Origin of the sequence: Mycobacterium sp. shizuoka-1, from assembly GCF_002723835.1 — a bacterium.
In the GTDB taxonomy this organism is placed as follows: domain Bacteria; phylum Actinomycetota; class Actinomycetes; order Mycobacteriales; family Mycobacteriaceae; genus Mycobacterium.
In genome coordinates, this window is record NZ_BEWG01000113.1 from 106,130 (window position 1) to 129,983 (window position 23,854).

The 23,854-nt window shown below is 68.1% G+C and carries 25 protein-coding genes; 13 read left to right on the forward strand and 12 right to left on the reverse strand.

The genetic code is table 11. The annotated features are described in order from the left end of the window. Positions 1 to 72 precede the first annotated feature (72 nt). Positions 73 to 765, forward strand: a complete 693-nt coding sequence (locus MSZK_RS28455; RefSeq protein WP_199203525.1) for a GntR family transcriptional regulator — start codon at positions 73 to 75, stop codon at positions 763 to 765. Positions 766 to 773: 8 nt separating this feature from the next. On the opposite strand, the gene MSZK_RS28460 is transcribed toward MSZK_RS28455, so the two are convergent. Both MSZK_RS28460 and MSZK_RS28465 read right to left on the reverse strand, forming a co-directional pair. Continuing rightward, positions 774 to 1,217: an SRPBCC family protein gene (locus MSZK_RS28460; RefSeq protein ID WP_099251869.1), complete on the reverse strand. Its 444-nt coding sequence runs from the start codon at positions 1,215 to 1,217 to the stop codon at positions 774 to 776. 36 nt (positions 1,218 to 1,253) lie between these two features. Beyond that, positions 1,254 to 1,904, reverse strand: coding sequence for a TetR/AcrR family transcriptional regulator (locus MSZK_RS28465; RefSeq protein ID WP_099251903.1), 651 nt, complete (start codon positions 1,902 to 1,904; stop codon positions 1,254 to 1,256). 133 nt (positions 1,905 to 2,037) lie between these two features. Here MSZK_RS28465 and MSZK_RS28470 point away from each other — a divergent pair, with 133 nt between their 5' ends. Genes MSZK_RS28470 through MSZK_RS28480 form a run of 3 tightly spaced genes read left to right on the forward strand, consistent with a single transcriptional unit; the run spans position 2,038 to position 3,785 of the window. After that, positions 2,038 to 2,148, forward strand: a complete 111-nt coding sequence (locus tag MSZK_RS28470) for a hypothetical protein (RefSeq protein ID WP_005142555.1) — start codon at positions 2,038 to 2,040, stop codon at positions 2,146 to 2,148. 18 nt (positions 2,149 to 2,166) lie between these two features. Then, on the forward strand, positions 2,167 to 3,315 hold the full coding sequence (locus MSZK_RS28475) for a low temperature requirement protein A (RefSeq protein ID WP_199203526.1): 1,149 nt from the start codon (positions 2,167 to 2,169) through the stop codon (positions 3,313 to 3,315). After that, positions 3,312 to 3,785, forward strand: a complete 474-nt coding sequence (locus tag MSZK_RS28480) for an acyl-CoA thioesterase (RefSeq protein WP_233211562.1) — start codon at positions 3,312 to 3,314, stop codon at positions 3,783 to 3,785. Before MSZK_RS28475 ends, MSZK_RS28480 begins: the two co-directional genes overlap by 4 nt. 55 nt (positions 3,786 to 3,840) lie before the next feature. On the opposite strand, the gene MSZK_RS28485 is transcribed toward MSZK_RS28480, so the two are convergent. Both MSZK_RS28485 and MSZK_RS28490 read right to left on the reverse strand, forming a co-directional pair. After that, positions 3,841 to 5,046, reverse strand: coding sequence for a sensor histidine kinase (locus tag MSZK_RS28485; RefSeq protein ID WP_099251871.1), 1,206 nt, complete (start codon positions 5,044 to 5,046; stop codon positions 3,841 to 3,843). Continuing rightward, on the reverse strand, positions 5,039 to 5,683 hold the full coding sequence (locus tag MSZK_RS28490; RefSeq protein WP_099251872.1) for a response regulator transcription factor: 645 nt from the start codon (positions 5,681 to 5,683) through the stop codon (positions 5,039 to 5,041). The genes MSZK_RS28485 and MSZK_RS28490 overlap by 8 nt, the downstream gene beginning before the upstream one ends. Before the next feature lie 150 nt (positions 5,684 to 5,833). Between MSZK_RS28490 and MSZK_RS28495 the strand changes: the two genes are divergently transcribed. The 4 genes from MSZK_RS28495 to MSZK_RS28510 all read left to right on the forward strand — a co-directional run bounded on the left by MSZK_RS28495 (position 5,834) and on the right by MSZK_RS28510 (position 8,472). After that, positions 5,834 to 6,013, forward strand: a complete 180-nt coding sequence (locus MSZK_RS28495) for a hypothetical protein (RefSeq protein ID WP_099251873.1) — start codon at positions 5,834 to 5,836, stop codon at positions 6,011 to 6,013. A gap of 28 nt (positions 6,014 to 6,041) precedes the next feature. After that, positions 6,042 to 6,245, forward strand: a complete 204-nt coding sequence (locus MSZK_RS28500; protein ID WP_099251874.1) for a hypothetical protein — start codon at positions 6,042 to 6,044, stop codon at positions 6,243 to 6,245. Between the two features lie 209 nt (positions 6,246 to 6,454). Next, a complete protein-coding gene (locus MSZK_RS28505) occupies positions 6,455 to 7,681 on the forward strand; it encodes an acyl-CoA dehydrogenase family protein (protein WP_099251905.1) in 1,227 nt (408 codons plus the stop codon). Continuing rightward, the gene (locus MSZK_RS28510) at positions 7,678 to 8,472 is read left to right on the forward strand and encodes a tyrosine-protein phosphatase (protein WP_099251875.1); all 795 of its coding nucleotides are present in this window, start codon (positions 7,678 to 7,680) and stop codon (positions 8,470 to 8,472) included. Before MSZK_RS28505 ends, MSZK_RS28510 begins: the two co-directional genes overlap by 4 nt. Here the strand turns inward: MSZK_RS28510 and MSZK_RS28515 are convergent. Beyond that, on the reverse strand, positions 8,461 to 8,946 hold the full coding sequence (locus tag MSZK_RS28515) for a DUF456 domain-containing protein (RefSeq protein ID WP_099251876.1): 486 nt from the start codon (positions 8,944 to 8,946) through the stop codon (positions 8,461 to 8,463). The two genes, MSZK_RS28510 and MSZK_RS28515, sit on opposite strands and share 12 nt — an antisense overlap. A gap of 293 nt (positions 8,947 to 9,239) precedes the next feature. Between MSZK_RS28515 and MSZK_RS28520 the strand changes: the two genes are divergently transcribed. From MSZK_RS28520 to MSZK_RS28530, 3 genes are read left to right on the forward strand one after another with little or no spacing between them, the layout of a single operon-like run. Beyond that, the gene (locus tag MSZK_RS28520; RefSeq protein WP_099251877.1) at positions 9,240 to 10,772 is read left to right on the forward strand and encodes a Re/Si-specific NAD(P)(+) transhydrogenase subunit alpha; all 1,533 of its coding nucleotides are present in this window, start codon (positions 9,240 to 9,242) and stop codon (positions 10,770 to 10,772) included. A gap of 1 nt (position 10,773) precedes the next feature. Continuing rightward, positions 10,774 to 12,195, forward strand: a complete 1,422-nt coding sequence (gene pntB / locus MSZK_RS28525; RefSeq protein WP_099251878.1) for a Re/Si-specific NAD(P)(+) transhydrogenase subunit beta — start codon at positions 10,774 to 10,776, stop codon at positions 12,193 to 12,195. A 9-nt stretch (positions 12,196 to 12,204) separates the two neighbouring features. Then, positions 12,205 to 13,074, forward strand: a complete 870-nt coding sequence (locus MSZK_RS28530) for a DMT family transporter (RefSeq protein WP_371411402.1) — start codon at positions 12,205 to 12,207, stop codon at positions 13,072 to 13,074. Here MSZK_RS28530 and MSZK_RS28535 read toward each other — a convergent pair. The 5 genes from MSZK_RS28535 to MSZK_RS28555 form a co-directional block, all read right to left on the reverse strand. Next, positions 13,071 to 13,766, reverse strand: a complete 696-nt coding sequence (locus MSZK_RS28535) for a haloacid dehalogenase type II (RefSeq protein ID WP_099251879.1) — start codon at positions 13,764 to 13,766, stop codon at positions 13,071 to 13,073. The two genes, MSZK_RS28530 and MSZK_RS28535, sit on opposite strands and share 4 nt — an antisense overlap. Positions 13,767 to 13,803: 37 nt before the next feature. Continuing rightward, positions 13,804 to 14,667, reverse strand: coding sequence for an SDR family oxidoreductase (locus MSZK_RS28540; RefSeq protein ID WP_099251880.1), 864 nt, complete (start codon positions 14,665 to 14,667; stop codon positions 13,804 to 13,806). Between the two features lie 78 nt (positions 14,668 to 14,745). After that, positions 14,746 to 15,681: a class I SAM-dependent methyltransferase gene (locus tag MSZK_RS28545; RefSeq protein WP_099251881.1), complete on the reverse strand. Its 936-nt coding sequence runs from the start codon at positions 15,679 to 15,681 to the stop codon at positions 14,746 to 14,748. Positions 15,682 to 15,834: 153 nt separating this feature from the next. Beyond that, positions 15,835 to 16,467 (reverse strand): TetR/AcrR family transcriptional regulator, encoded by a 633-nt coding sequence (locus MSZK_RS28550; RefSeq protein WP_142390022.1) that lies wholly within the window; start codon positions 16,465 to 16,467, stop codon positions 15,835 to 15,837. 308 nt (positions 16,468 to 16,775) lie between these two features. Then, the gene (locus MSZK_RS28555; RefSeq protein ID WP_099251883.1) at positions 16,776 to 18,176 is read right to left on the reverse strand and encodes an aldehyde dehydrogenase family protein; all 1,401 of its coding nucleotides are present in this window, start codon (positions 18,174 to 18,176) and stop codon (positions 16,776 to 16,778) included. A 147-nt stretch (positions 18,177 to 18,323) separates the two neighbouring features. On the opposite strand from MSZK_RS28555, the gene MSZK_RS28560 reads away from it, so the two are divergent. Together MSZK_RS28560 and MSZK_RS28565 are read left to right on the forward strand one after the other, a co-directional pair. Next, complete coding sequence (locus tag MSZK_RS28560) at positions 18,324 to 18,884, forward strand: TetR/AcrR family transcriptional regulator (protein WP_099251884.1); 561 nt, start codon at positions 18,324 to 18,326, stop codon at positions 18,882 to 18,884. Beyond that, positions 18,881 to 21,031 (forward strand): FUSC family protein, encoded by a 2,151-nt coding sequence (locus tag MSZK_RS28565; RefSeq protein WP_099251885.1) that lies wholly within the window; start codon positions 18,881 to 18,883, stop codon positions 21,029 to 21,031. Before MSZK_RS28560 ends, MSZK_RS28565 begins: the two co-directional genes overlap by 4 nt. Positions 21,032 to 21,037: 6 nt before the next feature. On the opposite strand, the gene MSZK_RS28570 is transcribed toward MSZK_RS28565, so the two are convergent. Further along, the gene (locus MSZK_RS28570) at positions 21,038 to 22,015 is read right to left on the reverse strand and encodes a pirin family protein (RefSeq protein WP_099251886.1); all 978 of its coding nucleotides are present in this window, start codon (positions 22,013 to 22,015) and stop codon (positions 21,038 to 21,040) included. A gap of 36 nt (positions 22,016 to 22,051) precedes the next feature. Beyond that, positions 22,052 to 23,761 carry a phosphoenolpyruvate--protein phosphotransferase gene (gene ptsP / locus MSZK_RS28575; protein ID WP_099251887.1) on the reverse strand — a complete coding sequence of 570 codons (1,710 nt, stop codon included), beginning with the start codon at positions 23,759 to 23,761 and terminating at the stop codon, positions 22,052 to 22,054. Positions 23,762 to 23,854: the final 93 nt, after the last annotated feature.

Here is a 23,854-nt window from a genome sequence, read left to right on the forward strand (position 1 = left end):
TTTGATCAAATCTGGTGTTGCTTGGGTCACATTATTGCCTCGCCGCTCGCCACACAAGTCCTCGGAGGTCACGTGAACGCACCGGCTTCCGCACGGCTCGAGAGCCGCCGCCGACGGCCTCGTTCCCAGCTGTCCGACGAGGTCGCCGCGCATCTGCGGGAAGCCATCATGACCGGTGTGCTGCGACCGGGAACCTTCATCCGGCTCGACGAGACCGCCGCCCGGCTCGGGGTCAGCATCACCCCGGTCCGTGAAGCGCTGCTGACCCTGCGGGGTGAGGGCATGGTGGCGCTCGAGCCGCGCCGGGGCTACGTGGTGCAGCCGCTGAGCCGCCAGGACGTCGCCGACATCTACTGGCTGCAGGCCACCATCGCCAAGGAGTTGGTGGCCAGCGCCGCCGACCGGCTGACCGACGAGCAGATCGACGAACTCGACGAGGCCAACGACAGGCTGGCCGCGGCGGTCGACGCCGGGGATCCGGCCGAGATCGGCGCCGCCGAGTTCGCCTTCCACCGGCTGCTCAACCGGGGGGCCGGCCGGATGAAACTGGCCTGGTTCCTGCTGCACGCGGCCCGCTACATGCCGCCGCAGATCTACGTGACCGACGCGTCGTGGGGCGATTCCGCCATCGGCATCCACCGGCGGCTGATCGCCGCGCTGCGCCAGCGTGACAAGGCCACGCTGGTCGAGTTGTCCGGCGCGGAGTTCAACGACGGGGTGCAGCGGCTGATGGAACAGCTGGAGCGCAACGGGATGTGGCGGTAACCGGCCGACTATGAGCTGGCGGCGAGCTGCTCGGCGCGGGCCTTGAGATTGTTGGCCAGGTGCTCGAGCACGTCGTTGACCAGCTTCTTGACCATCATGTCCGGCACCGGCAGCGAGACCTCGACGTCGAGGTCCACGGTCAGCAGGCTCGACGGGCCCATCGACACGACCGAGAACAGCTGATCCTGCTTGGTGAACACCTCGCCCTGCTGCAGCACGGTCTGGATCTGGCCCGCACCGGGGTAGTAGACGGCCTGGATGAAGGTGCCCGACTGCCCCTGGATCTCCATGTCGAGGCGCAGCTGGCTGGGCCGGCCGTCGTCGTAGCGGGCCAGTACGTACACGGCCTTGGCCTCGTCATTCCACTGCGGGTAGGCCTCGAAGTCGGCGACGATCCGCAGGATCGAGTCGGCATCGGCGTTGACCTCGACGGTCTTACTGACGAGTGGCATCGGGCGAGTCTATCGAGCCGGATCGGGCCGGTGCCGTCACGCGGGCGTCGTGGTGGCGTCGGCCGCCGGCCCCAGCGGGGTCTGCACCCGCACCGTCTCGTCGCGGATCAGCCCGCGCAGCAGTGCCGTACTGAACTCGGCGGCGATCTCCTTGGCGGTGCGGCGACCGTCGGGCCGCAGCCAGCGGTAGGCGCCCAGCGTCATGCCGATGTAGCCCAGCGCCACCACGTGGGTGTCGCACTCGAAGAACTCGCCGCTGGCGATGCCGCGGCCGATCAGGCCGTGGACGTGTTCGTAGACCTGGGATTCCTTCTCCCTGACTTCGGCGACCTGCTCCTCGGTGAACCACTCGGTGATGTAGGGCGCCTCCTGGAAGTACACCGCCGCACCCTCCGGGTTCTCGGCAATGTTGGTCAGCAGCCGGACCGTGTACTGATACAGCGCCTCGCGCGCGGTCCAGGACGGATCGTCGTGAACGGCTTCCAGCGTGTTGTCCGCGGCTCGCTGGTAGATGTCGAACAGAATCAGCGACTTGCTGGCGTAATAGTGGTAGACCGTGGCCTTGTTCAGGCCGACGACATCGGCGACGTCATCCATCCTGGTGCCGTGATAGCCGCGCGCGGCGAAGAGCTTGGTGGCGACGGCCAGCAGTTCTTCGCGCCGGGTCATCCCGTTCTCGGATGCCATGATGTCCTCGCTTGTGTTCATCCGACGAAGTCGGCTCTCTATCAACTAGTTGGATAGTTTAATGACCGGTATCGGGCGGGCAGCCTGCGGACTAGACTCCGGTTCATTGCGGTGGCGCTGGGAGGTGCGAGGGATGGATCCGAACCCGGATTACGACGCGAGCGACGAGGTCGAGTACTTCTTCAGCTGGCTGCCGTGGGCGCTACGTGGCGTCTACCCGCCGCCGGCCTACCCGCCCGTCTAAGCCGGCCAGACAGCACCTTTGCCGGCCGGCCTGCGGGCGATGCTCGCCCGCGACCCCGATGAACCGCACCGCGCGGCCAGCTCTCTCGAGCTTCTGTTCGACCTCGTGTTCGTGGTCGCCGTCTCCCAGGCTTCTGGCTCCTTGCACCATCTCTGGGAGGAGCAGCATTTCGCCACTGGGCTGGCGTCCTACGCGATGGTGTTCTTCGCGATTTTCAACGCCTGGATCAACTTCACCTGGTTCGCCAGCGCCTATGACACCGACGACTGGCTTTATCGGCTGACCGCATTCGTCCAGATGGCCGGTGCGCTGGTGATCGCCGCGGGCGCGCAGAGCGCGATGCTGGACAACGACTTCGGGGCGATCGTCGCCGGTTACGTGATCATGCGGGTCGCCACCGCCGCGCAGTGGATCCGCGCGGCGATCAGCGACCGTGCCTCCCGGGGCACCTGCGTGCGCTATGCGGTCGGCATCGTCGTCGTCCAGGTGTTGTGGGTGTCGTGGTACCTGCTCGACGGCCCGGTCTGGTGGTTTCCGGTGCTGGCGGTGGTGGACCTGTCGGTGTCACCGATCGCCGAACGGCACCAGCCCACCGCCTTCCATCACCATCACATCGCCGAGCGATACGGCTTGTTCACTCTCATCGTCCTGGGCGAATCGATTCTGGCCGCAGCCAATTCGATCATCGGCGGGTTGTCCAACGACGATGCCCGTGTCGGTCTGATCGCCGTCGCCGCGTGCTCACTGGCGATCGTCGCCTCGATGTGGTGGATCTATTTCGACCGCCCGCAACACCATCAGACCGCCACCGTGCGGCGCTCGTTCTTCTGGGGTTACCTGCACTACTTCATCTTTGCCTCGGCCGCGGCGTTCTCAGCCGGGGTGGAGGTCGTGGTGGCCGAGCACCTCGGTGAGAGTCATCTGCCCCACACGGTGGCGGGCCTGGCGCTGACCATCCCGCTGGCCGTGTTCCTGCTGACGACATGGTTGGTGCTCGACGCCGGGCGCCGCGACGCCATCCAGACCGCCGGTGTGCTGGTGCTGACCGCTGCGATGGTGGCCGCGGCGCTGCTGCCCGTGCCGACCGTCGGCGCAGCGGTGATCATGGTCGCGGCGGCGGCGCTGGTCAGTTGGCGGCATGCGGCGGCTAAGCTGTCGCACCTGTGACTGACTGGACCACCATTGCGGCACGCCCGCACGAGATGCGGCTTCGCCTGGATTCCTACCCGGTCGTCGGCACCGCGCAGGCCCGCTACGGCGACATGGACGCCAACGCCCACCTGAACAACCTGGCGCTGGAGTCGATGCACGAGAACGCGCGGGCGACCATGAACCAGAGCCTGTTTCCCGACATCTACGACGTGACCGCCCGCCGGCTGCGGCTGGTCACCTCGCAGAACGCCGTGCATTTCCTGGCCGAGGCGCATTGGCCCGCGACCATCGCGACCGGCGCCGGGGTCGGGCGGATCGGGCGCACCTCGTTCATCGCGTCCACCGGACTGTTCGTCGACGACCGCTGTATCGGGGTGTGCGACACCGTGCTGGTCCTGCTCGGCGATGATGGCCCGGTGCCGATTCCCGAGGACCGGCTCGCCGCCCTGGAGAGCGTTCGACTGGGTACGCCGAGATCGACGTAATGTCGCGCTCCACTCGCACTTTCGCGGCCAAAAGCCGGTTTGGGCGTTAGAGCGCTCATTCTGCGTGGACATCACCATTGGGCACGGTGACGACCGCCGTCGTTCCCCCGCCCACGGTGTCGACCAGCCGCACCGAGCCGCCCATCGCCTCGACCCCGACCAGCAGCGACGACAGCCCGATATGCCCTTCGGCCACCTTGCGATCCAGCACCGCCGGATCGAACCCCACCCCGTTGTCGACCACGCGCAGCACCAGCGATCCGGCCGGCTGATCGAGTTCGACGCGCAGCCGGGTGGCCCGAGAGTGCTTGTGGGCGTTGGCCAACAGCTCACGCGCCGCGCGATAGAGCAGGGCCTGCGAAGCCGGCTTGCCGACCTCCTCGACCACACAGTCGATCGGCACCCCCCACCGGCGTTCGTATTGGCCGGCCAGCTCATGCAGCGCGGCGCCGAGGCCGACCTGGGCCAGCACCTGCGGATGCAGGGTCGAGACGGCGCTGCGCAGCTCCTTGATGGCGTCCTGCAGCGCCGCGTCCACCCGCTCGAAGCCGTCGCTCGAGGGCTGCTCGCGCAGATCCTCCAGATCCAGCCGGGCAGCCAGCAGGTTCTGCAGCGGTCCGTCGTGCAGCTGCTCGGACAGCTGCCGGTTGCTGCGCTCGTCGGCCTGCATCGACTCCGAGACCAGCCGCCGGCGCACCTCGAGCAGGGCCCGCACCCGGGCCCGGCGCCGGGCCAGCACCAGACACAGCGCCGTCGTGGCCAGCGCCAGCCACGCCAGGCAGCCGACCTGGACGTAGACGATATTGGGCAGGCCCATCGTGTCGTCGCGCTTGGAGTAGAAGATCCACGCGCCCAGGTAGCCGACCGCGGTGCTCACACCGATCAGCGCGGTGATCTCCGGCCGGTCCAGAAACGAGACGGTGATCGGGATCAGGAAGAAGATCGGCAGCAGCCAGGTCGTCGCCCCGCCGGACGCCACGCACATGGCCAGCACCGCCACCACGTCGATGGCCGTCGAGGCCCAGCCGAACCACCACCGCAGCGGACTGCGCAGCACCACCACCAGCCAGACCGCGGCGGTGACGGTGTAGACGATCAGCACCGACCAGTACACGGCGGGCAGCCAGTGGTCGACGCCTTCGATCCACACCAGCAGCGCGATCAGGACGATCAGCGGCAGACGCAGAACGGCCGCGACCCGGACCGGCTCGGTGCCCAGGAAGTCGGCCGCGCGGGTCAGCGGGGCCGGCAGGTTACTCAAGCAGACCCCGACGCATCGCCTCGGCGACCGCCGCGGCCCGATCCCCGACGCCCAGTTTCTCGTACAGCCGCTGAACATGGGTCTTCACCGTCGACGGCGCCAAGAACAGCGCCTCGGCGATCGAGGGGATGGTGCGCCCGAGCGCGATCATCTTGAGCACTTCGCGTTCCCGCGAACTCAGCGTCGGCCCGGAAGGCTCTGCGCGGCGGCGGATTTCGACGGCCAGCCCGGACGCCAACCGGGGTGCCAGGACGTCGCGACCCTTGGCACAGTCCAGGACCGCGGCGACGATCTCGGAGCGGGTGGAGTCCTTGGGCAGATAACCGGCCGCACCCTGCTGCAGCGCGTGGTAGACGATTTCGGCGTCGTCGTGCGCGGAGACCAACAGCACCCGGGTCGGCAGCTCGTCGCGGCGCACGGCCGCGGCCACCTCGGCCCCGTCCAGCCCCGGCATCCGGTAGTCCAGGAGCGCCACGTCGGGGCTGTGCTCCTTGATCATCTCCAGCGCCGCCATGCCGTCCTCGGCCTCGGCGACCACCTCCACCTCGCCGCTGCCGGACAGCGCCCGTACCAGACCGTCACGGAACAGCGGATGGTCGTCACCGACGACGACGCGAACCTTGCGGTTATCGGGCATGCCAGGAGCTTTCCACAGGGGTCCACCAATCGGGGGACAAACACTTCATCCCTGCCAGGGTCCCATCGGCGGACAGACGGGGCACGGCGAGCGGGCAATAGTCGATGCATGGCCGACAGCGATCGGCCCCGACAGACAAGGGAGACGGACATGGACCGCACATTCACTCGCCGCTTCACCACCGCTCTGGCGGGACCGACGCTCGCGGTGGGCGTTTTGGCCGGCGCCCTGGTCGTCGACACCCCCGACGCCGCCGACACCATGGGCCTGAGCACCACGGCTGCCGGCGCCCCCGGTGCCCCGGCCCACCTGGTCACCATCAGCCTCTAGACCCACCTAGACCCACCGGAGAACTCAGATGAACCGCACCACCAAAATTCGACTCGCCGCCTTCGTCGCCGCCCCCGTCGCGGCGTGCGGAATCTTCACCGGAGCATTCATCTCCGGCCAGAGCCAGTCGACCAACCTCGCCGACTACGGCGCGAACGTCACCGCGCACATCGGCATGGAAGCCGCCCAGAGCGCGGGCGTGCGCCACCAGCACAACGGCGGGCAGGAGTAATCCCCGACCGCACCGGCAAAGGCCATTTCCCCCACCGACAGACCGACGAGACCCGCCGAACCCGCACGAGTGCAGGCCGGCAGACAGGAGGCGCGCTGACTGGCTAACCCTCTTACTCCACATGCCTACGAGGCCCTCCCTCTGGTCATAAGGGAGGGCCTCGTCGTGGATTGGACGGGTGTCATATCGTGGGCGGCATGGACTTCGCCATGTCTGCCAAGGGTGCTGACTACCACAAACGCCTCACCGAATTCATGGTCGAGCACGTGTTGCCCGCCGAGAAGTCCTACGACGAGTACCGGGCGGCCGCCGGGCCGAACGACTTCACCGTGCCGCCGGTGGTCGAGGAGCTCAAAGTGCTGGCCAAAGCGCGGGGACTGTGGAACCTGTTCTTGCCCGCCGAGTCGGGGTTGACCAACCTGGAGTATGCGCCGCTGGCGGAGCTCACCGGCTGGAGCACCGAGATCGCACCCGAGGCGATCAACTGTGCGGCCCCCGACACCGGGAACATGGAAACCCTGCACCTGTTCGCCACCGAGGAGCAGCGCAAGCAGTGGCTGGAGCCGCTGCTGGCCGGGGAGATCCGCAGCGCCTTCTCGATGACCGAGCCCGCGGTGGCCTCCAGCGACGCCCGCAACATCGAAACCTCGATCGTGCGCGACGCCTCGGGATCCGGGGACTACATCATCAACGGCCGTAAATGGTGGACCTCGGGCGCCAACGATCCGCGTTGCAAGATCCTCATCGTGATGGGCCGCACCAATCCCGACGCGGCGTCCCATCAGCAGCAGTCGATGATCCTGGTGCCGATCGACACCCCCGGGGTCAACATCCTGCGCTCCACATCGGTGTTCGGCTGGCAGGACCAGCACGGCCACGCCGAGGTGATCTACGACAACGTGCGGGTGCCCGCGTCGAACCTGCTCGCCGAGGAGGGTATGGGCTTCGCGATCGCCCAGGCTCGGCTCGGGCCGGGCCGCATCCACCACTGCATGCGCGCGATCGGGGTGGCCGAGCGGGCGTTGGCGTTGATGGCAGAGCGCGCTCGCACCCGGATCGCCTTCGGCAAGCCGCTGGCCGAGCAGGGCGTGGTTCAACAGCAGATTGCCTTGTCGCGCAACGAGATCGACCAGGCCCGGCTGCTGTGTGAGAAGGCCGCCTGGACGATCGACCAGCACGGCAACAAGGAGGCGCGCAACCTCGTCGCACAGATCAAGGCGGTGGCCCCGCAGATGGCCTGCAACGTGATCGACCGCGCCATCCAGGTGCACGGCGGCGGTGGTGTCAGCGACGACTTCCCGCTGGCCCGGATGTACGGCTGGCAGCGCGCCATGCGGATCTTCGACGGGCCCGACGAGGTGCACATGCGCAGCATCGCCCGGGCCGAGATCGGCGCGGAGCCGAGCGCGCTGGCTGCAGCGGTGACCAGAGGGTGAGCGCCGCACAGCTGCCCGGCGCGTGGAACTTTCGCGACGTCGCGGAGAAAACCGGTGTGCGGCCGGGGTTGTTTTTCCGGTCCAGTGAGATCAGCAGGCTCGACGATGATGGCCGAGATGTTCTGCGCGGCTTGGGCATCGGCGATGTCGCCGATCTACGTTCGCCGGTCGAGGTGGAGCGCCGAGGCCCGGGCGCGGTGCCGCAGGACGTAACGGTGCACCTACTGCCCTTCCCTGATCTGTCCCATGCGCCGACCACCGCACCCCACGAAACGGCGTGGGAGAAGATCATGAGCGAGGCCACCCCGGACGACGACGTGATCGCCGCCGGGGAGAAGTGGATGAACGACGAGTACGCGCGGTTCGCCACGCTGGCTGGCGCGCGGCGCGCCGTCCGCCGGATAGCGACGCTGCTCGCCGACAACCGGCCGGTGCTGGTGCACTGCTTCGCCGGTAAGGACCGCACGGGGTTCTCCATCGCGGTGGTGCTGGAAGCCATCGGCGTACCTCGGGATGCCATCGTGGCCGACTTCCTGCGCAGCAACGATGCCGTGGGCCGGTTGCGGGACCGGATTCTGGAGTCGGTGCGTAGCCGTGAGGGCATGACACCGGAAGTGGTGGCCTTCGCCGAGTCGCGCTTGCCCGACGGCGTACTCGGCGTCAAAGAGGAGTACCTCGCGACAGCCCGGCGCGTGATCGACGAGCAGTACGGCGGTCTGCCGGGCTACCTGGACGCCGCGGAGGTCAGCGCCGACGATCTGGCCCGGCTGCGCACGGCCCTACTGGGTTAGCACCACCCCGACCACCCAGGCCGCGGTGGCCACCAGCCCGCCGACCAGCTCGACGCCCACCGACAGGGCGACCGCCTTGAGCGCGAGTACCGTTGCCGCCCAGGCACGTCGCTGATCTCGCCGGGCGGCGAGTTCGGCGAGGTACACCCCCAGCACGAAGCCGACCAGCAAGCCGACGACCGGAATCACGAAGAATCCGATCACGCCGAGCACCGCTCCCGCCGCCAGCGTCCCCCTGCCGACCTGTCCGGCCCGCATCCGCCGGGCCGGCCACAGGTATTTGACCAGCAGGCTGGTCCCCAGTACCGCGGTGACCACGCCGAGCACCGCCCACGACACCGGGTCGTGTTCGACGACGGCCCACACCGCGATCGCGGCATAGATCAACAGCGTGCCAGGCAGCAGCGGTACGACGATGCCGACCAGTCCGATCGCGATGGCGAGCCCCACGAGAACGATGCCGCCGATGCTCACCCATCGAGCCTAGGGCCTCGTCATGCCGCTCAACTGGACACCTGTCGTGCGGATGGACACGTGGCCGCCCGTCGCACCCGCGGCGCGGGTGCAAGATGCGCACCCTGCCCGTGAAACCCGGGGTCGGAGAAACGGACAAGTGTCCATTTTAGTAATTCTCACGCCGGTGTAGCCCCAGTTTCAGACACCTGACCAGCGCCAACGGCGCCAGGGGTACGGAGTTCACCCTGCCATTCCATACACTGACATCTTCCATCCGGCCTCCGCAGGATCAACCAGATCGGATCGCATCGATGCTCATCGGGATTCCACGCGAGTCTCTACCGGGGGAGACGCGTGTCGCCGCCACACCGCAGACCGTCGGACAGCTCATCAAACTCGGCTATGACGTGCTCGTCGAGTCCGGTGCGGGTGTCGCGGCGAGCTTCTCCGACGAGGCATTTGTCGAGGCCGGCGCCGGGATCGGGACCGCGGCGGAAGCGCTGGCCACCGATATCGTGCTCAAGGTCAACGCACCCACCAGTGCCGAGATCGCCGCGCTGCGCGACGGGGCAACACTGATCAGCTTGATCTCCCCCGCTCTGAAACCCGAACTGGTCGAGGAGTTGTCCACGCGGCCCATCACGGTGCTGGCCATGGACGCGGTCCCGCGGATCTCGCGAGCCCAGTCCCTGGACGTGCTGTCGTCGATGGCCAATATCGCCGGCTACCGAGCGGTCGTCGAGGCAGCACATGCGTTCGGCCGCTTCTTCACCGGCCAGGTGACCGCGGCGGGCAAGGTACCGCCGGCCAAAGTGCTGGTCGTCGGCGCGGGTGTGGCCGGCCTGGCAGCGATTGGCGCCGCAGGCAGCCTCGGCGCCATCGTGCGCGCCACCGACCCGCGCCCCGAGGTCGCTGATCAGGTCAAATCCCTTGGTGGAGAATATCTTTCCATCGAATCCCCCGAGACCGAGGTCTCGGCCACCGGGTACGCCAAGGAGATGGGCGACGATTACAAGGCCCGCGAGGCGCAGCTGTACGCCGATCAGAGCCAAGACGTCGACATCATCATCACGACGGCGCTGATCCCTGGGCGGCCCGCGCCGCGCATCATCACCGCCGACATGGTCGCCTCGATGAAATCGGGCAGTGTCATCGTCGACATGGCCGCGGCCAACGGCGGCAATGTCGAGGGCACCGTCAAAGACCAGGCCGTCGTCACCGACAACGGCGTGACCATCATCGGCTACACCGACCTGGCCGGCCGACTGCCCGCCCAGGCATCGCAGCTCTATGGCACCAACCTGGTCAACCTCCTCAAACTGCTGACCCCGGAGAAAGACGGCACGCTCGTCCTCGATTTCGACGACGTCGTCCAGCGGTCGGTCACCGTGGTCCGCGACGGTGAGACGACGTGGCCGCCACCACCGGTACAGGTGTCGGCGGCGCCGGCACCGGCCGCGACGACCACCCCGGCAGTCCAGCAGACCAAACAACCGATGACGATGGGCCGCCGGCTCGGCATCACCTTCGGCGCCGCTGCCCTGCTGTTCCTACTCATCGCGTTGTCCCCGGCCGCCCTGCAGGTACACCTGACGGTCTTCGCACTGGCGATCGTGATCGGCTACTACGTCATCGGCCACGTGCACCACGCCCTGCACACCCCGCTGATGTCGGTGACCAACGCCATCTCCGGCATCATCGTCGTCGGCGCGCTACTTCAGATCGGCCACGGTGACGCCATCGTCACGACATTGGCTGCCGTCGCCATCCTGCTTGCCAGTATCAACATCTTCGGTGGCTTCGCGGTGACGCGTCGCATGCTCGCGATGTTCTCGAGGAGCTGAGTTGTTCACATTAGAGACGGCCGCCACCGCGGCCTACGTCGTCGCGGCCCTGCTGTTCATCCTGGCGCTGGCCGGGCTGTCCAAGCACGAAACATCGCGGGCCGGAAACACATTCGGCATGGCCGGCATGGTCGTCGCGCTGGTCGCCACCATCGCGCTGGCCCTGGCCCGCCATATCGAGCCGATCGGCCTGGGCCTGCTGGTCGGGGCCATGGCGATCGGTGCCGCGGTCGGGTTGTGGCGGGCCCGCGTCGTCGAGATGACCGGTATGCCCGAGCTGATTGCCCTGCTGCACAGCTTCGTCGGCCTGGCCGCGGTGTTGGTCGGCTGGAACGGCTACCTGCACGTCGAACACGATCTGGCCGGCGCCGAGGCCGCGATGCTCAACAGTGAGGGCATGCTCGGCATCCACTCCGCCGAGGTCTTCATCGGCGTGTTCATCGGCGCCGTGACCTTCACCGGATCGATCGTCGCCAACCTGAAACTGTCGGCACGAATCAAGTCGGCACCACTGATGTTGCCCGGCAAGAACTTTCTCAATGTCGGTGCCCTGGTGTTGTTCGTGGCGTTCACCGTCTGGTTCGTCATCGAACCGCAGCTGTGGCTGCTCGTCGTCGTCACGGTGTTGGCGCTGCTGCTGGGCTGGCACCTGGTCGCCTCCATCGGCGGTGGCGACATGCCGGTCGTGGTGTCGATGCTCAACAGCTATTCCGGTTGGGCTGCAGCCGCTTCGGGTTTCTTGCTGTCCAACGATCTGTTGATCGTCACCGGGGCCCTGGTCGGGTCCTCGGGTGCCTACCTGTCCTACATCATGTGCAAAGCCATGAACCGCTCGTTCATCTCGGTCATCGCCGGCGGGTTCGGCATCGAAGCAGGACCAGCCGAGGACAAGGACTACGGCGAACATCGCGAGATCACCGCCGAGGGAGCCGCCGAGCTCTTGTCGTCGGCCAGTTCGGTGATCATCACCCCGGGTTACGGGATGGCCGTGGCCCAGGCCCAGTACGGCGTGGCCGAGCTGACCCGCAAGCTGCGCGAGCGGGGTGTCACGGTGCGTTTCGGGATCCACCCCGTCGCAGGCCGTCTGCCCGGACATATGAACGTGCTGCTGGCAGAGGCCAAGGTGCCCTACGACATCGTGCTCGAAATGGACGAGATCAACGACGATTTCGACAGCACCTCGGTGGTGTTGGTGATCGGCGCCAACGACACGGTGAATCCGGCGGCGTCGGAAGATCCGGGCAGCCCGATCGCCGGTATGCCGGTGCTGACGGTCTGGAATGCCGAACACGTCATCGTGTTCAAACGGTCCATGGCCTCCGGTTACGCCGGCGTGCAGAATCCACTGTTCTTCCGGGAGAACACCCAGATGCTGTTCGGCGATGCGCGCGACAGGGTCGACGACATCAACGCCGCACTGTAAGACCGTGCGGTGAACGGCCGCGTCCCGATGTGGTCGGTGCCGATGTTCTTCATCGTCGGCGCCGTATCGCAGTATGCCGGTGCCGCGCTGGCGGTCTTTCTGTTCGCCACGGCCAACCCGGCTGCGGTGGCCTGGCTGCGTGCCGCAGGAGCCGCCGTCGTGCTGCTCGCCTGGCGCAGACCGTGGCGCCTGGGGTGGACGCGTCGAGGTCTTGCCGTCGCCGCCGGCTTCGGAGTCGTCACCGTCGGGATGAACGTGGCGTTCTTCGAGGCGATTTCACGGATCCCGCTCGGCACCGCGGTGGCAATCGAATTCATCGGTCCCGTCGCGGTGGCGACGCTCGGCACGCGGCGCCCCCGTGATGTTCTCGCCGTCGTGCTCGCGGCGGGCGGAGTGGCACTGCTCGCCGGAGTGCAGGCCGGTGCCGATCCCATCGGCGTGTTCTTCGCGCTGACCGCCGCGGCGCTGTGGGCGGGTTACATTCTGCTCGGCAAACGGGTCGCCGAGACGGGGTCGGGGCAAGGTTCCCTGGCCATCGGGATGGCCGTCGCGGCAGTCGTGCTGGCGGCGCCCCTGCTGGCCGGTCAGCTACACACCGACGCACGCGTGCTCACCGATCCCCGAATCTGGTTGGTGGGCCTTGGTGTCGGCGTGCAGTCCACGGCGGTGCCGTACGCGCTCGATCAGTTCGTCCTGACGCTCATCCCCCGGGCTCGCTTCGCCCTGCTTCTGGCCCTGCTGCCCGCCACCGCAGCCGGTATCGGCGCGGTCATGCTGCATCAGTGGCCGACGCCCACCGAACTCGCGGGCATCGCCTTGGTCATGACCGCACTGGTCATCAGTGCGGACGACTCGGTCGCCGAGGACACCGGAACCTAGAGCTTGTCGGCCAGATCGAGGAAATCCGTTGCGGTGAAGTCGAATTCGCCTGGATCGAACGCCACGCGATAGCGCCCTGGTTGTCCCCATTCCAGCGGCCGGTCGACGTAGCCGGTGCGCAGGCCGGCATCGCGGGCGGCTCGCAGATCGCTCGGGTGCGCCGCGACCAGCATCAAGTCCTCGGGTGCCACGTCCAGGATCTGCGCACAGCCGAGATAAGCCTCGGGATCGGGTTTGTAATGGCCGAAGATCTCCGCCGAGAGCACGCAATCCCATGGCAGCCCAGCCCGTTTGGCCATCTCGGTCAGCAGCGACACGTTGCCGTTCGACAGGGTGGTGATGGTGAAGCGTTGCTTGAGCCGGTGCAGCCCCGCCACCGCATCGGGCCAGGGCGCCAGCCGGTGCCAGGCGCGGTTGAGGTGGTCGACCTCGTCGTCGGCCACCGATACCTCGGCGTCGCGTAGCAGGTCGTCCAGGATTCTGCGATGAAGATCGTCCAGCCGGGTCCACGGCAGTGCGCCGCGCCGCACGGCATCCATCGCCGGAACGTAGCCGGCCCGCCAGTTGTCGGCGAACGTCGCCCAATCCCGGTGGACGCCATGCCGATTCCCGAACTCACCGAGCTCGCCGATGATGCTCGAGCGCCAGTCGACGACGGTGCCGAAGACGTCGAAGGCCAACACGCGAATCATGAGAATCCTCGCGTGTCGGCCCTCGACGCCGTCATGGTCAGCCGAGCGAGAAGTTGGCCTGCTTGGCGGCCGACAGGTCGTCGATCGTCGACCACTGCGAAGCCACGTCGTCGACGCTCGGGACGTGGTCGAAAGTGACGCCCTCGTTCTGGAACAGCGCGGCGCGCTGCACCTTGCCGCCACCGACGATGAACACCGAGGCCGAGTCGGGCACCTCTTCGGTGCACAGGTAGCCGACCACCGGCGCCACGTATTCGGGGGTGAGCTTCTTGAACACCTCCGGCGGCAGGATGTCCTCGGTCATGCGGGTGGCGGCGATCGGCGCCAGCGCATTGGCCTTGATGTTGTACTTGGCGCCTTCCTGGGCCAGCGTGTTGATCAGGCCGACCAGACCGAGCTTGGCGGCGCTGTAGTTGGCCTGCCCGAAGTTGCCGAACAGACCGCTGGTGGAGGTGGCGACCACGATGCGGCCGTAGCTCTGCTCACGGAAGTGCGGCCAGGCGGCGCGAATGACGTTGTAGCCGCCGTACAGGTGCACCTTGAGCACCGAGTCCCAGTTCTCGAACGGCATCTTGTGGAAGGTGCCGTCGCGCAGGATGCCCGCGTTGCTGACGATGCCGTCGATCTTGCCGAACTCTTCGAGCGCGGTCTTGACGATGTTCTCCCCGCCCTCGGGCTCGGCGACCGAGTCGTAGTTGGCGACGGCACGACCGCCGGCCTCCTTGATCTCGGCAACGACCTGGTCGGCCATCGAGTGGCCGGCGCCGGTGCCGTCGCGCGCACCGCCGAGGTCGTTGACCACGACACTGGCGCCCTCGCGGGCCAGGGTCAGCGCGTATTCGCGGCCCAGACCACCGCCGGCACCGGTGACGACGATGACTCGATCCACAACTCCGGGCATGAGCTTCCTTTCCTTGTGCCTGACGGAACGTACTCCCTGTATACGTGGGCCGCCGAAGCTCCGGGCACCCGGGTGGTGTCAGTCCTTCTGCGCCACCACGAACGTCGAGAACGCGTCGTCGTCGTCGGACATCGGCACCTCGACCCAGCGATCGAGCCGGCGCATCGCGTCGGTCGAGCGCTCCCCGGTGGCATGCCAGCCGTGCGCGTTGAGCCAGTCGGTCACGTCGGCGCGATCCGGATCGTTGTATGTCAGGTTCTGCATGTCGATGGTGCGCTCGATACCGAGTTGGTCGGCGAACTTCTCGAACCGTTCCCGCGCCTGCTGCCTGCGCTCCTCGGAGTGGTGCCCGACGGTCTCTGCGGACACCCGGCTGCCCGGTGCGCTGAGCTCGGTGACCAGTTCGAACAACCGGTCTTGAGCATCCGCGGGCAGATACATCAGCAGGCCCTCGGCCAGCCAGGCGGTGGGTTGCGACGGGTCGAAACCGCGTTCGGCGAGCGCGGCCGGCCAGTCCTGACGCAGGTCGACAGGCACCTCGTGACGCTCGGCGACGGGGTGAACGCCGTGCTCGGCGAGCTTCGCCGCCTTGTAGTCGAGCACCAGGGGCTGGTCGATCTCGTAGACGTGGGTGCCGGCCGGCCAGTCGAGCCGGTAGGCGCGCGAATCCAGACCCGAGGCCAGGATCACGATCTGCCGGATGCCCGCGGCCGCCGCGTCGGTGAAGAACGCGTCGAAGAAGTGGGTGCGTACGGCCTGGTAGTTGAGCATGTGGGTGAACATGGCGACGGCTTCCGGATCGACGTCGGCGAGCCGATCGGCGAGCGAGTCGTCGAGGAAGCTCTCCCACATTCCGGTACCGGCGCCCTCCACCAGCATTCGGGCGTAAGGGTCCCGGATGAGGGGGTCGGGCCGGTCGGTCTCGCTGGCCCGCGCGGCGGCCACCAGAACGGCGGTCGACCCCACGCTGGTGGCGATGTCCCAGGTGTCGTCGTCGGTACGCAGAGTGCTCATGGCAGCGGTGTCCCCAATTCGGCGTCGCTTATCGGCTCGACACTGGTCCGCGGCCCCGTGGGCAACACATCAACCCAGGTCAGCCAGGGTTATACGACGATGGTACCGAGAAACTTAGCCAGACTATGTGACTGTGGCGCACGTCACCGCCGGCTAGCCGGCGTGCCAGGCCTTGCCGTTGAGCAACTCCAGGAACTGGTCGGTGATCGCGACCAGTCGCTCGTTGTCGCCGACGAAGCCGGCATAGAAGCCCAGCCCCCACATGACGGCCATGAACATCTCGGCGGCAGCCTCGATGTCGATGTCGGAGCGCACCTCGCCCGACTCGATGGCGTCCTTGATGGCCGCCTTGATGTAGCCGCGGGTGAACTCGCGCGAGTCATGGTTGGACTCGGCCAACTCCGGATGTCGCTCGGCCTCCAGGACAGCGGTCACGAGGAACGCAGCAACCGAACGGTCTTGCCCCTCGGCCTGTACCACCGCCTGGATGAACGCGCGGATCCGCCCGGCCAGCGCGCCTTCGCGCTGGGACTGCTGCACGGCGGCCTCGATCACCAAGGCGTTCGTCTGGTCGACGACCTCTTGATACAGCAGCCGTTTGCTGGCGAAGTAGTGGTTGATGGCGGGTCTGGTCAGGTCGGCGCGGATGGCGATCGCCTGGAAGGTGGCAGCGTCGTAACCCAATTCGCTGAACACCTCACGGGCAGCGCGCATGATGCGCTCGCGCGTTTCCGCGGCCTTAGCTGCTGGGGGCCGACCCGGGCCCCGACTCGCTGTATGCGGCACGGTCAAATTGTGCCACAACCAGGGACGAAATTTTGACGGCCAACGACATTTGCTCGCTCATTCCAAATTAGAATCCCGCTCATATTTCCACCCACCTGCGGATTCCGTTGCAGCGGTGCCGTTTTGGCCCGCGATCCGTGCTCAACCTGCGGTTTTGATTTCGCATATCGGCCAACGTCACCATACCAAAAAGTTTAGTAATGCAAATTCGCACCGAAATTCGCCAATCCTGCAATTGGGCGCGAGAATCCCCCGTCAAAAGGTTGCTGACCGCTTGAGACGAGTTTGCTAGAGCTGATTTTTGCGGTCTACATCACCTTACGCATCAGCCTGATCGCCCGATCAGTGTACGGGGGATACATGAGTTTGAGATCCAATTTGGTCGATTTCGCCAATACGGCGCGCCGGTGACTGAGGGCTTCGAAGCCCCACTTTCCGTGATACGCACCCATCCCGCTGGCCCCGACTCCGCCGAACGGAAGTTGCGGGACGAGGCAGTGCACCGCCACGTGGTTGACCACCGCGCCCCCGGACGGCATCCGGTCGACGAGCTCGCGCGCCCGCTCCTGCGACGCGGTGAACACATACAGCGCGAGCGGTTTGGGCCGGGCGTTCACGAACGCCACGGCGGCCTCTGGCGAATCCACTCCGATGATCGGCAGGATCGGGCCGAAGATCTCGTCCGACATCACCGGATCGTCGCCGGCCGGGTCGACGATCACCGTCGGCTCGATCCGTAGCGCCGACCGGTCCGACCCGCCACCGGTGACCACGGTGCCGCTGGTGGCCCCGATCAGCGACACCAGCCGGTCGAACTGGCGCTCATTGACGATGCGCAGCGACGGGTCCTTCTCCTGCGCCCGGAACGCGGCGATCGTCGCCACGATCTTGTCGGTCAGCTCGGCGACGATCGTGCGGTCGGCCAGCACGTAGTCCGGCGCGATGCAGGTCTGGCCCGAGTTCAGCATCTTGATCCAGGCGATCCGCCGGGCCGCAACGTCGAGGTCGGCGTCGGGCAGAACCACGACCGGGCTCTTGCCACCCAGTTCCAAGGTCACCGGCGTCAGCGTCGGTGCGGCGGCGGCCATGATCTTGCGGCCGATCTCGGTGCCGCCGGTGAACAGCGCGTGGTCGAAGCCCTGGGCCATCAGGTCCTGGGTGGTCGACGCGTCGCCCTCGACGACGCGGATGGCTTCGGTGTCCAGGTACTCAGGTACCAAGCGGGCGAGCAGCGCCGAGGTGGCCGGGGCCAGCTCCGACGGCTTGATCACCATGGCATTGCCCGCGGCGATCGCGGCGACCACCGGTGCCATGCACAGATAGAAGGGGTAGTTCCACGGCCCGATCACCAAGATCACGCCCAGCGGGTCGTACTGCACCCAGGCCTTACCGGGAAGCTGGGCCAGCGGCAGCCCGTATCGCTTGGGCTTGACCCACTTCTTCAGATGCTTGCGCGCGAATGCGGCCTCGGCCTTGGTCGAGCCGATATCGCCGAGCCAGGCCTCGAACGAGGATCGGCCCAGATCGCTGGCCAGCGCCTGCGCGATCTCGGGCTCCCGCTCCTCACACATCCGCTCCACCGCACGCAGTTGCTCGGTGCGCCAGGCCAGCGATCGGGTGCGGCCGGCGTTGAACACCCTGCGCAGGTCGGCCAGCACGCCGACGGCGCCCTCGCGGGTGTCCTGGTCAGGTGTGATGTGGACGGTCATACCAACTCCTCGCGTCGATCCCGTGTGTCCAGCTTGCCCCATGGTCGGGGTGCGGCCGCAAGGCCGGGGCGTCGATACCCGCAGACTTGGTCACGATCCCGCACGTCACGGACATCTACCCGGGAGCGCGCACTATCGTCATCTCTCATGGCCACGGTTGCCAACCGAGAGGCGTACTTCGAGATCGGCCTCGAGGTACTCGCTGACGTGGGATACGGCGGACTCAAGCTGGCCGAGGTGTGTAACCGGCTCGGTGTGACGACCGGGTCGTTCTACCACTACTTCTCCAGTTGGCCGGCCTACACCCGGGACCTGGTCTCGTACTGGGTGCAGGACCGCACGGTCCGGGTGATCACCGCCATCCGCGAGGTGTCCGACCCTCGGCAGCGCATCGAGGCGATCATCCAGGTCGGGCTGTCGCTGCCGCACGGTGCCGAGGCCGCCATCCGGTCGTGGAGCTCGGTGAACCCGCATGTGCTCGAAGTGCAGTCCGAAGTGGACCGGCAGCGCTACAAGATCCTCTACGACTCGGCGCTCGAGATCGTCGGCGACCCGCGCCAGGCCGACGTCTACGCCGCTTGGGCCGTCTACGTCTTCATCGGCTACGAGCAGGCCACCCTGCCGCGCGAGCCGGAGATGTTCGGCTGGATCGCCCGCTACATGCTCGACGCACTGAGCTCAGGCAGTTTCGCCAGCGTGCCCCAGTGAACCCGGCTGCCCTGTGGCACCGGGCGGCCGAGCGGATCCGGGCACGCGACCCCGAACATGACGGCGCGCGGCGCGCCGTGCGGGCCGCGATCGTCATCCCGATCGCCGCGGCGGTCAGCTTCGCCATCGCCGGTGGGTCGCAGACGCCGCTGTTCACCATCTTCGGATCGATCGCGCTGCTGATCGTCGTGGACTTCCCCGGCAATATGAACGCCCGCGCGCTGGCCTACGGCGGACTGGGGTTCAACGGGGCGGTGCTGATCAGCGTGGGCACCCTGGCCGCCCCGATTCCCTGGCTGGCAGTCACGCTGATGTTCGTCCTGGGCGCGGCCGTCACGTTCTCCGGCGTGCTCAGCGAGGTCGTCGCCGCGGGCCAGCGGGCCACCCTGCTGACCTTCGTCCTGCCGGTGTGCACGCCGGTGGGCCCGCTCGGCGAGCGGCTGTTCGGCTGGCTGATCGCGCTGGCGATCTGCGTCCCCGCCGCGTTGTTCCTGTTCCCCCCGCGCCATCACGGCGAATTGCGCCGCCATGCCGCCGCGGTGTGCGCGGTGCTCGCCGACCGGATCGAGGGCACCGCCTCGGCGGCCGACGTCACTGCCGCGATGGACGCCCTGCGAGCCAACTTCCTCGGCGTCGCCCACCGGCCGGTGGCCCTGACCGCGGGCAGTCGCGCGCTGGTCCGGGTGGTCGACGACGTGCAATGGCTCTGCGATCGGGTGACCGGTGACACCGGCGCACTGCTGGGACCGATGGCCCAGCCGGTGGTGCGAGTGCTGCGCGATTGCGCCACGGTGCTGCGCATCACCCATCCGGGCGCCCGGACCGCCGAGCGCGCGCAGCTCGCCCAGGCGCTGATCGAGCTGCGGACGGTCGCGATCGGCAGCTACCGGCAAGACATACTCGACATCCTCGCCGAGTCCGACGACACCGAAGCCGTGGCGCTGGGCCGCACGCTGCTGACCCGCCGCACGATCGGCGCCACGGTCGCCGTCACCGGCCGGCTGGTCACCAGCGCCGCGGCAGCCGACGCCCGGCCGGTCTGGGCCCGGGTGCTGGGCCGCCGGCTTCCGGAAACCGGGATCGCCGACCGGGTGTATTCCGAGACCGCCGCGGTCACCGCCCTGACCAGCGGCCATCTGGCCACCCGTTCGGTGACCGCCCGCAACAGTGTGCGGACCGGCCTCGGGTTGGCGCTGGCCGTGCTGGTCACGTTCGTCTTCCCGGTTCAGCACGGGTTCTGGGTGGTGCTCGGTGCGTTGTCGGTGCTGCGCAGCAGCGCGCTGACCACCGGTACCACCGTCGTGCGGGCGGTCACCGGAACGGTGATCGGCTTCGTGCTCGGCGCGATCGTGATCGAACTGCTCGGCACCGATCCCATCGTGATGTGGGTGTTGTTGCCGGTGGTGGCGTTCGGGTCGGCCTACGTGCCCGAGATCGGCTCGTTCACCGCCAGCCAGGCGGCGTTCACGATGATGGTGCTGATCGTGTTCAACCTGATCGTGCCCAGCGGCTGGGCGGTCGGACTGGTCCGCATCGAGGACGTCGTGGTGGGCGCGTCCGTGGGCGTCGTGGTGTCGCTGCTGCTGTGGCCCAGGGGCGCCAAAACCGCTGTGCAGCAAGCGATCGACACGGCCCGCGCGGTCGGTTCGCGTTATCTGCGCGTCGCGGTCCTGCGGGTCACCCGGGGCGCGTTCGAACAGGCCGAGAACCAGGTGAACGCACTCAGCCACGACGCACTGACCGCGTCGCGCACACTCGATGATGCAGTGCGCCAATATCTTTCGGAGAGTGGCGGCCCGACGGACTCGCGTGCGCCGGTCGTGCGTTCGGCCAGCCGCGCGGTACGGCTGCGCGCTGCCGCCGATCTGATCGCCGATATCGTGCCGCCGCCGCTGGGCGTGTATCCGCAGGCGCGGGCGGTGCTGGAGGCACACGCTGCGGCGATCTGTGCCCGGTTCGACGGCAGCGGCGGCACCGGCCTGACCGCGCCGATCAGCGATGACCTGGTGCCGGCGCTGCGGGCCGAGGCCGGCGACGGCGACCTGGCGGTGTCGGCCGCGCTGCCGCTGGTCACCGCGGCGGCCAATCTCGGTGAACTGGAACTGACGTATCCGCCGGCCGTGGCGGCCGAACCGGTACGACGCTGAACCGGTCTAGCCACCCGCCGCCCGGTGCGGCATCAACGCGCCCGGCGGGATTGTCCCGAACCGGCCGGCGTTGAAATCGTCGAGTGCGGCGATGATCTCCGATTTCGAGTTCATCACGAACGGCCCGTAGTGGAAGACCGGCTCGCGAATCGGCTTGCCGCCCAACAGGAGAACCTCCATCGCCGGTCGGTTGGTGTCCTGGCTCGCGTCGGCGGACACCGTGATGCGGTCACCCGGGCCGAGCACCGCGAGCTGGCCCTGCTGGATCGGGTGGCCGATCGGACCGACAGCACCGCGACCGGACAGCACGTAGACCAGCGCGTTGTAGTCGCGCGGCCACGGCAGGTTGAGTTGCGCGCCAGGCTCGATAGTGGTGTGCGCCAGGGTGATCGGGGTGTGTGTCATCCCGGGGCCGGACCAGCCGTCCACGTCGCCGGCGATCACTCGGACGAGCGCGCCGCCGTCGGCCGAGGACAACAGCCGCACGGCCGGGCCGTCGATGGACTGATAGCGCGGCTCGACGAATTTGTCACGCCGTGGCAGGTTGACCCACAGCTGTATCCCGTGGAACACCCCGCCGCTTTCCACCAGTTCGGCCGGCGGTGTCTCGATGTGCAGGATGCCCGCCCCCGCGGTCATCCATTGCGTGGCGCCGTCGGCGATCAGACCGCCACCGCCGTGGCTGTCCTGGTGGGCGAAGCGGCCGTCGATCATGTAGGTGACGGTCTCGAAGCCGCGGTGCGGGTGCCAGTCGGTGCCGCGGGGCTCGCCCGGCGCGTACTCGACCTCCCCCATCTGATCCATGTGGATGAACGGGTCGAGGTCGGCGGCACCGACCCCGGCGAAGGCGCGGACCACGGGGAAGCCTTCTCCCTCGTAGCCGCGCGGCCCGGTGGTGACGGACCGGACCGGCCGTTCGGTGTCGGTCGGGGCCGCCGCGCTCAGCCGCGGCAGGGACAACGTGTCTGCGGTAACTGCTGGCATGCCCAGACTAACCGGACTGCGGTCCGATTAATTCCGTCAGCTCAGCACGTCCAGGGCGACCGCCCGCGCCTGCGCCGCACTCGCGGTGGCCAGCACGGCGTCGGCGGCGTCGCGGCATTGCTGCAGCGTGACCGAGGCGAGCTTGGCACCGACACCGGTCACCGCGGCGGCCGCCGCCGACAGTGACGTGATACCGAGCCCGGTCAGCACGCAGGCCAGCAGCGGGTCGGCGGCAGCCTCACCGCAGACGCCGACCGGCTTGCCCCGGTCGGCACCGGCCCGGGCGGTCTGGGCGACCAGCGCCAGCACGCCGGGCTGCCAGGGGTCGGTCAGCGTGGCCAGTTCGGCCGACATCCGGTCAGCGGCCATCGTGTACTGCGCGAGGTCGTTGGTGCCGATCGACAGGAACTCCACGTGGGCCAGGATGTGGTCGGCCAGCAGCGCGGCGGCCGGCACCTCGATCATCACGCCGGGCACCAGATTCCGCTTGCGGGCCCGGTCGGCGAATCGCTCGGCCTCGTCGGGGGTGGCGATCATCGGCGCCATCACCCACGGCGGGTTACCGGTCCGTTCCGCGGCGAGCGCGATCGCGTCCAGCTGACGCTCCAGTACCTCGGGATGGATGGCCTCGATGCGGATACCGCGCACCCCCAGGGCAGGGTTGGCCTCGTCGGGATGCCCGACGAACTTCAGCGGCTTGTCCGACCCGGCATCCAGGGTGCGGATGACGACCTTGCGCCCGGCGAAGGCGTCGAGCACCTCGCCGTAGATCGCGGCCTGTTCGTCGACGCTGGGTTCGGTGTCCCGGTTCAGGAAGCACAGCTCGGTGCGGAACAGTCCGATTCCCTCGGCTGGGGTCTCCCTTGCGGCACGGGCGGCCGACCCGTCCTGGACATTGGCCAGGATCGACACCGGGTGCCCGTCGGCGGTGGCGCCGGGACCCGACCAGCCGGCCATCGCGGCGGCCTCGGCATCGGCGGCCTCGACGGCGGCCGTGGCATCGGCGGGGTCGGGCGACACGCTGACCGTGCCGCGGGTTCCGTCGATCAGCACCTCGGTGCCCGCCGCGATGTCGTCAAGGCCGTGCACGGCGACCACGCAGGGGATGCCGAGCTGGCGGGCGATGATCGCGGTGTGGCTGGTGGGCCCGCCCAGCGTGGTGGCCAGGCCGACGACCAGCGTGGGGTCCAGCCCCGCGGTGTCGGCGGGCGCGAGGTCCTCGGCACAGAGGATGGCCGGCTCGGCCGGCACCGGCACGCCGGGTTCGGCAAGGCCGCTCAGCTCGGCGACCACCCGGTCGCGGATGTCGCGCAGGTCGGTGACCCGCTCGGCCATCAGCCCGCCCATCTTGGTGAACAGGTCCACGAACTGGGCTGCCGCCGCGGCAGTGGCCCGTACCGCCGGCGCGCCCTCGGCGATGCGCTTCTCGGCCGCACCGAGCCAGGCCCGGTCCTGGGCCAGCATCGCAGTCGCGGCCAGCACTTCCGACGCGGCTCCGGTCGCCTGTGCGGCGCGTTCCCGCAGCCGGTCGGCGACGGCGCCCGCGGCCGCGGTGAACCGGGCGGCCTCGGCGCCGCGGTGCTCCTCGGCGATCTCGCCCCCGGGATCGAGGTCCTCGAGCGCGGGCAGGCGACCCGGCCGGATGACCGGTGCGTAGCGGACGCCGGGGACGACCGGGACGCCGGTGAGGACCTGCGCGGTACCGGATGCGGTAGGCAGTGAGGTAGGCGTGGAAGAGACGGTCATGTGAACTAGGTGTTCTTCACGGGTAGGTTGTGAACGCGTAGGCGCTCGATTGGTGTCATTCCGCCGATGCCGGTGTGGGGTCGGTGGTGATTG

Bases quoted from the DNA above. Each gene is read 5' to 3' on its own strand.
- MSZK_RS28465 (WP_099251903.1), bottom strand. From the start codon at position 1,904: ATGGCATCCGAGAACGGGATGACCCGGCGCGAAGAACTGCTGGCCGTC.
- MSZK_RS28495 (WP_099251873.1), top strand. From the start codon at position 5,834: ATGGACCGCACATTCACTCGCCGCTTCACCACCGCTCTGGCGGGACCG.
- MSZK_RS28535 (WP_099251879.1), bottom strand. From the start codon at position 13,766: ATGATTCGCGTGTTGGCCTTCGACGTCTTCGGCACCGTCGTCGACTGG.
- MSZK_RS28460 (WP_099251869.1), bottom strand. From the start codon at position 1,217: ATGCCACTCGTCAGTAAGACCGTCGAGGTCAACGCCGATGCCGACTCG.
- MSZK_RS28540 (WP_099251880.1), bottom strand. From the start codon at position 14,667: ATGCCCGGAGTTGTGGATCGAGTCATCGTCGTCACCGGTGCCGGCGGT.
- MSZK_RS28490 (WP_099251872.1), bottom strand. From the start codon at position 5,683: ATGCCCGATAACCGCAAGGTTCGCGTCGTCGTCGGTGACGACCATCCG.
- MSZK_RS28560 (WP_099251884.1), top strand. From the start codon at position 18,324: ATGGCCACGGTTGCCAACCGAGAGGCGTACTTCGAGATCGGCCTCGAG.
- MSZK_RS28505 (WP_099251905.1), top strand. From the start codon at position 6,455: ATGTCTGCCAAGGGTGCTGACTACCACAAACGCCTCACCGAATTCATG.
- MSZK_RS28470 (WP_005142555.1), top strand. From the start codon at position 2,038: ATGGATCCGAACCCGGATTACGACGCGAGCGACGAGGTCGAGTACTTC.
- MSZK_RS28545 (WP_099251881.1), bottom strand. From the start codon at position 15,681: ATGAGCACTCTGCGTACCGACGACGACACCTGGGACATCGCCACCAGC.
- MSZK_RS28555 (WP_099251883.1), bottom strand. From the start codon at position 18,176: ATGACCGTCCACATCACACCTGACCAGGACACCCGCGAGGGCGCCGTC.
- MSZK_RS28520 (WP_099251877.1), top strand. From the start codon at position 9,240: ATGCTCATCGGGATTCCACGCGAGTCTCTACCGGGGGAGACGCGTGTC.
- MSZK_RS28570 (WP_099251886.1), bottom strand. From the start codon at position 22,015: ATGCCAGCAGTTACCGCAGACACGTTGTCCCTGCCGCGGCTGAGCGCG.
- ptsP (WP_099251887.1), bottom strand. From the start codon at position 23,761: ATGACCGTCTCTTCCACGCCTACCTCACTGCCTACCGCATCCGGTACC.
- MSZK_RS28500 (WP_099251874.1), top strand. From the start codon at position 6,042: ATGAACCGCACCACCAAAATTCGACTCGCCGCCTTCGTCGCCGCCCCC.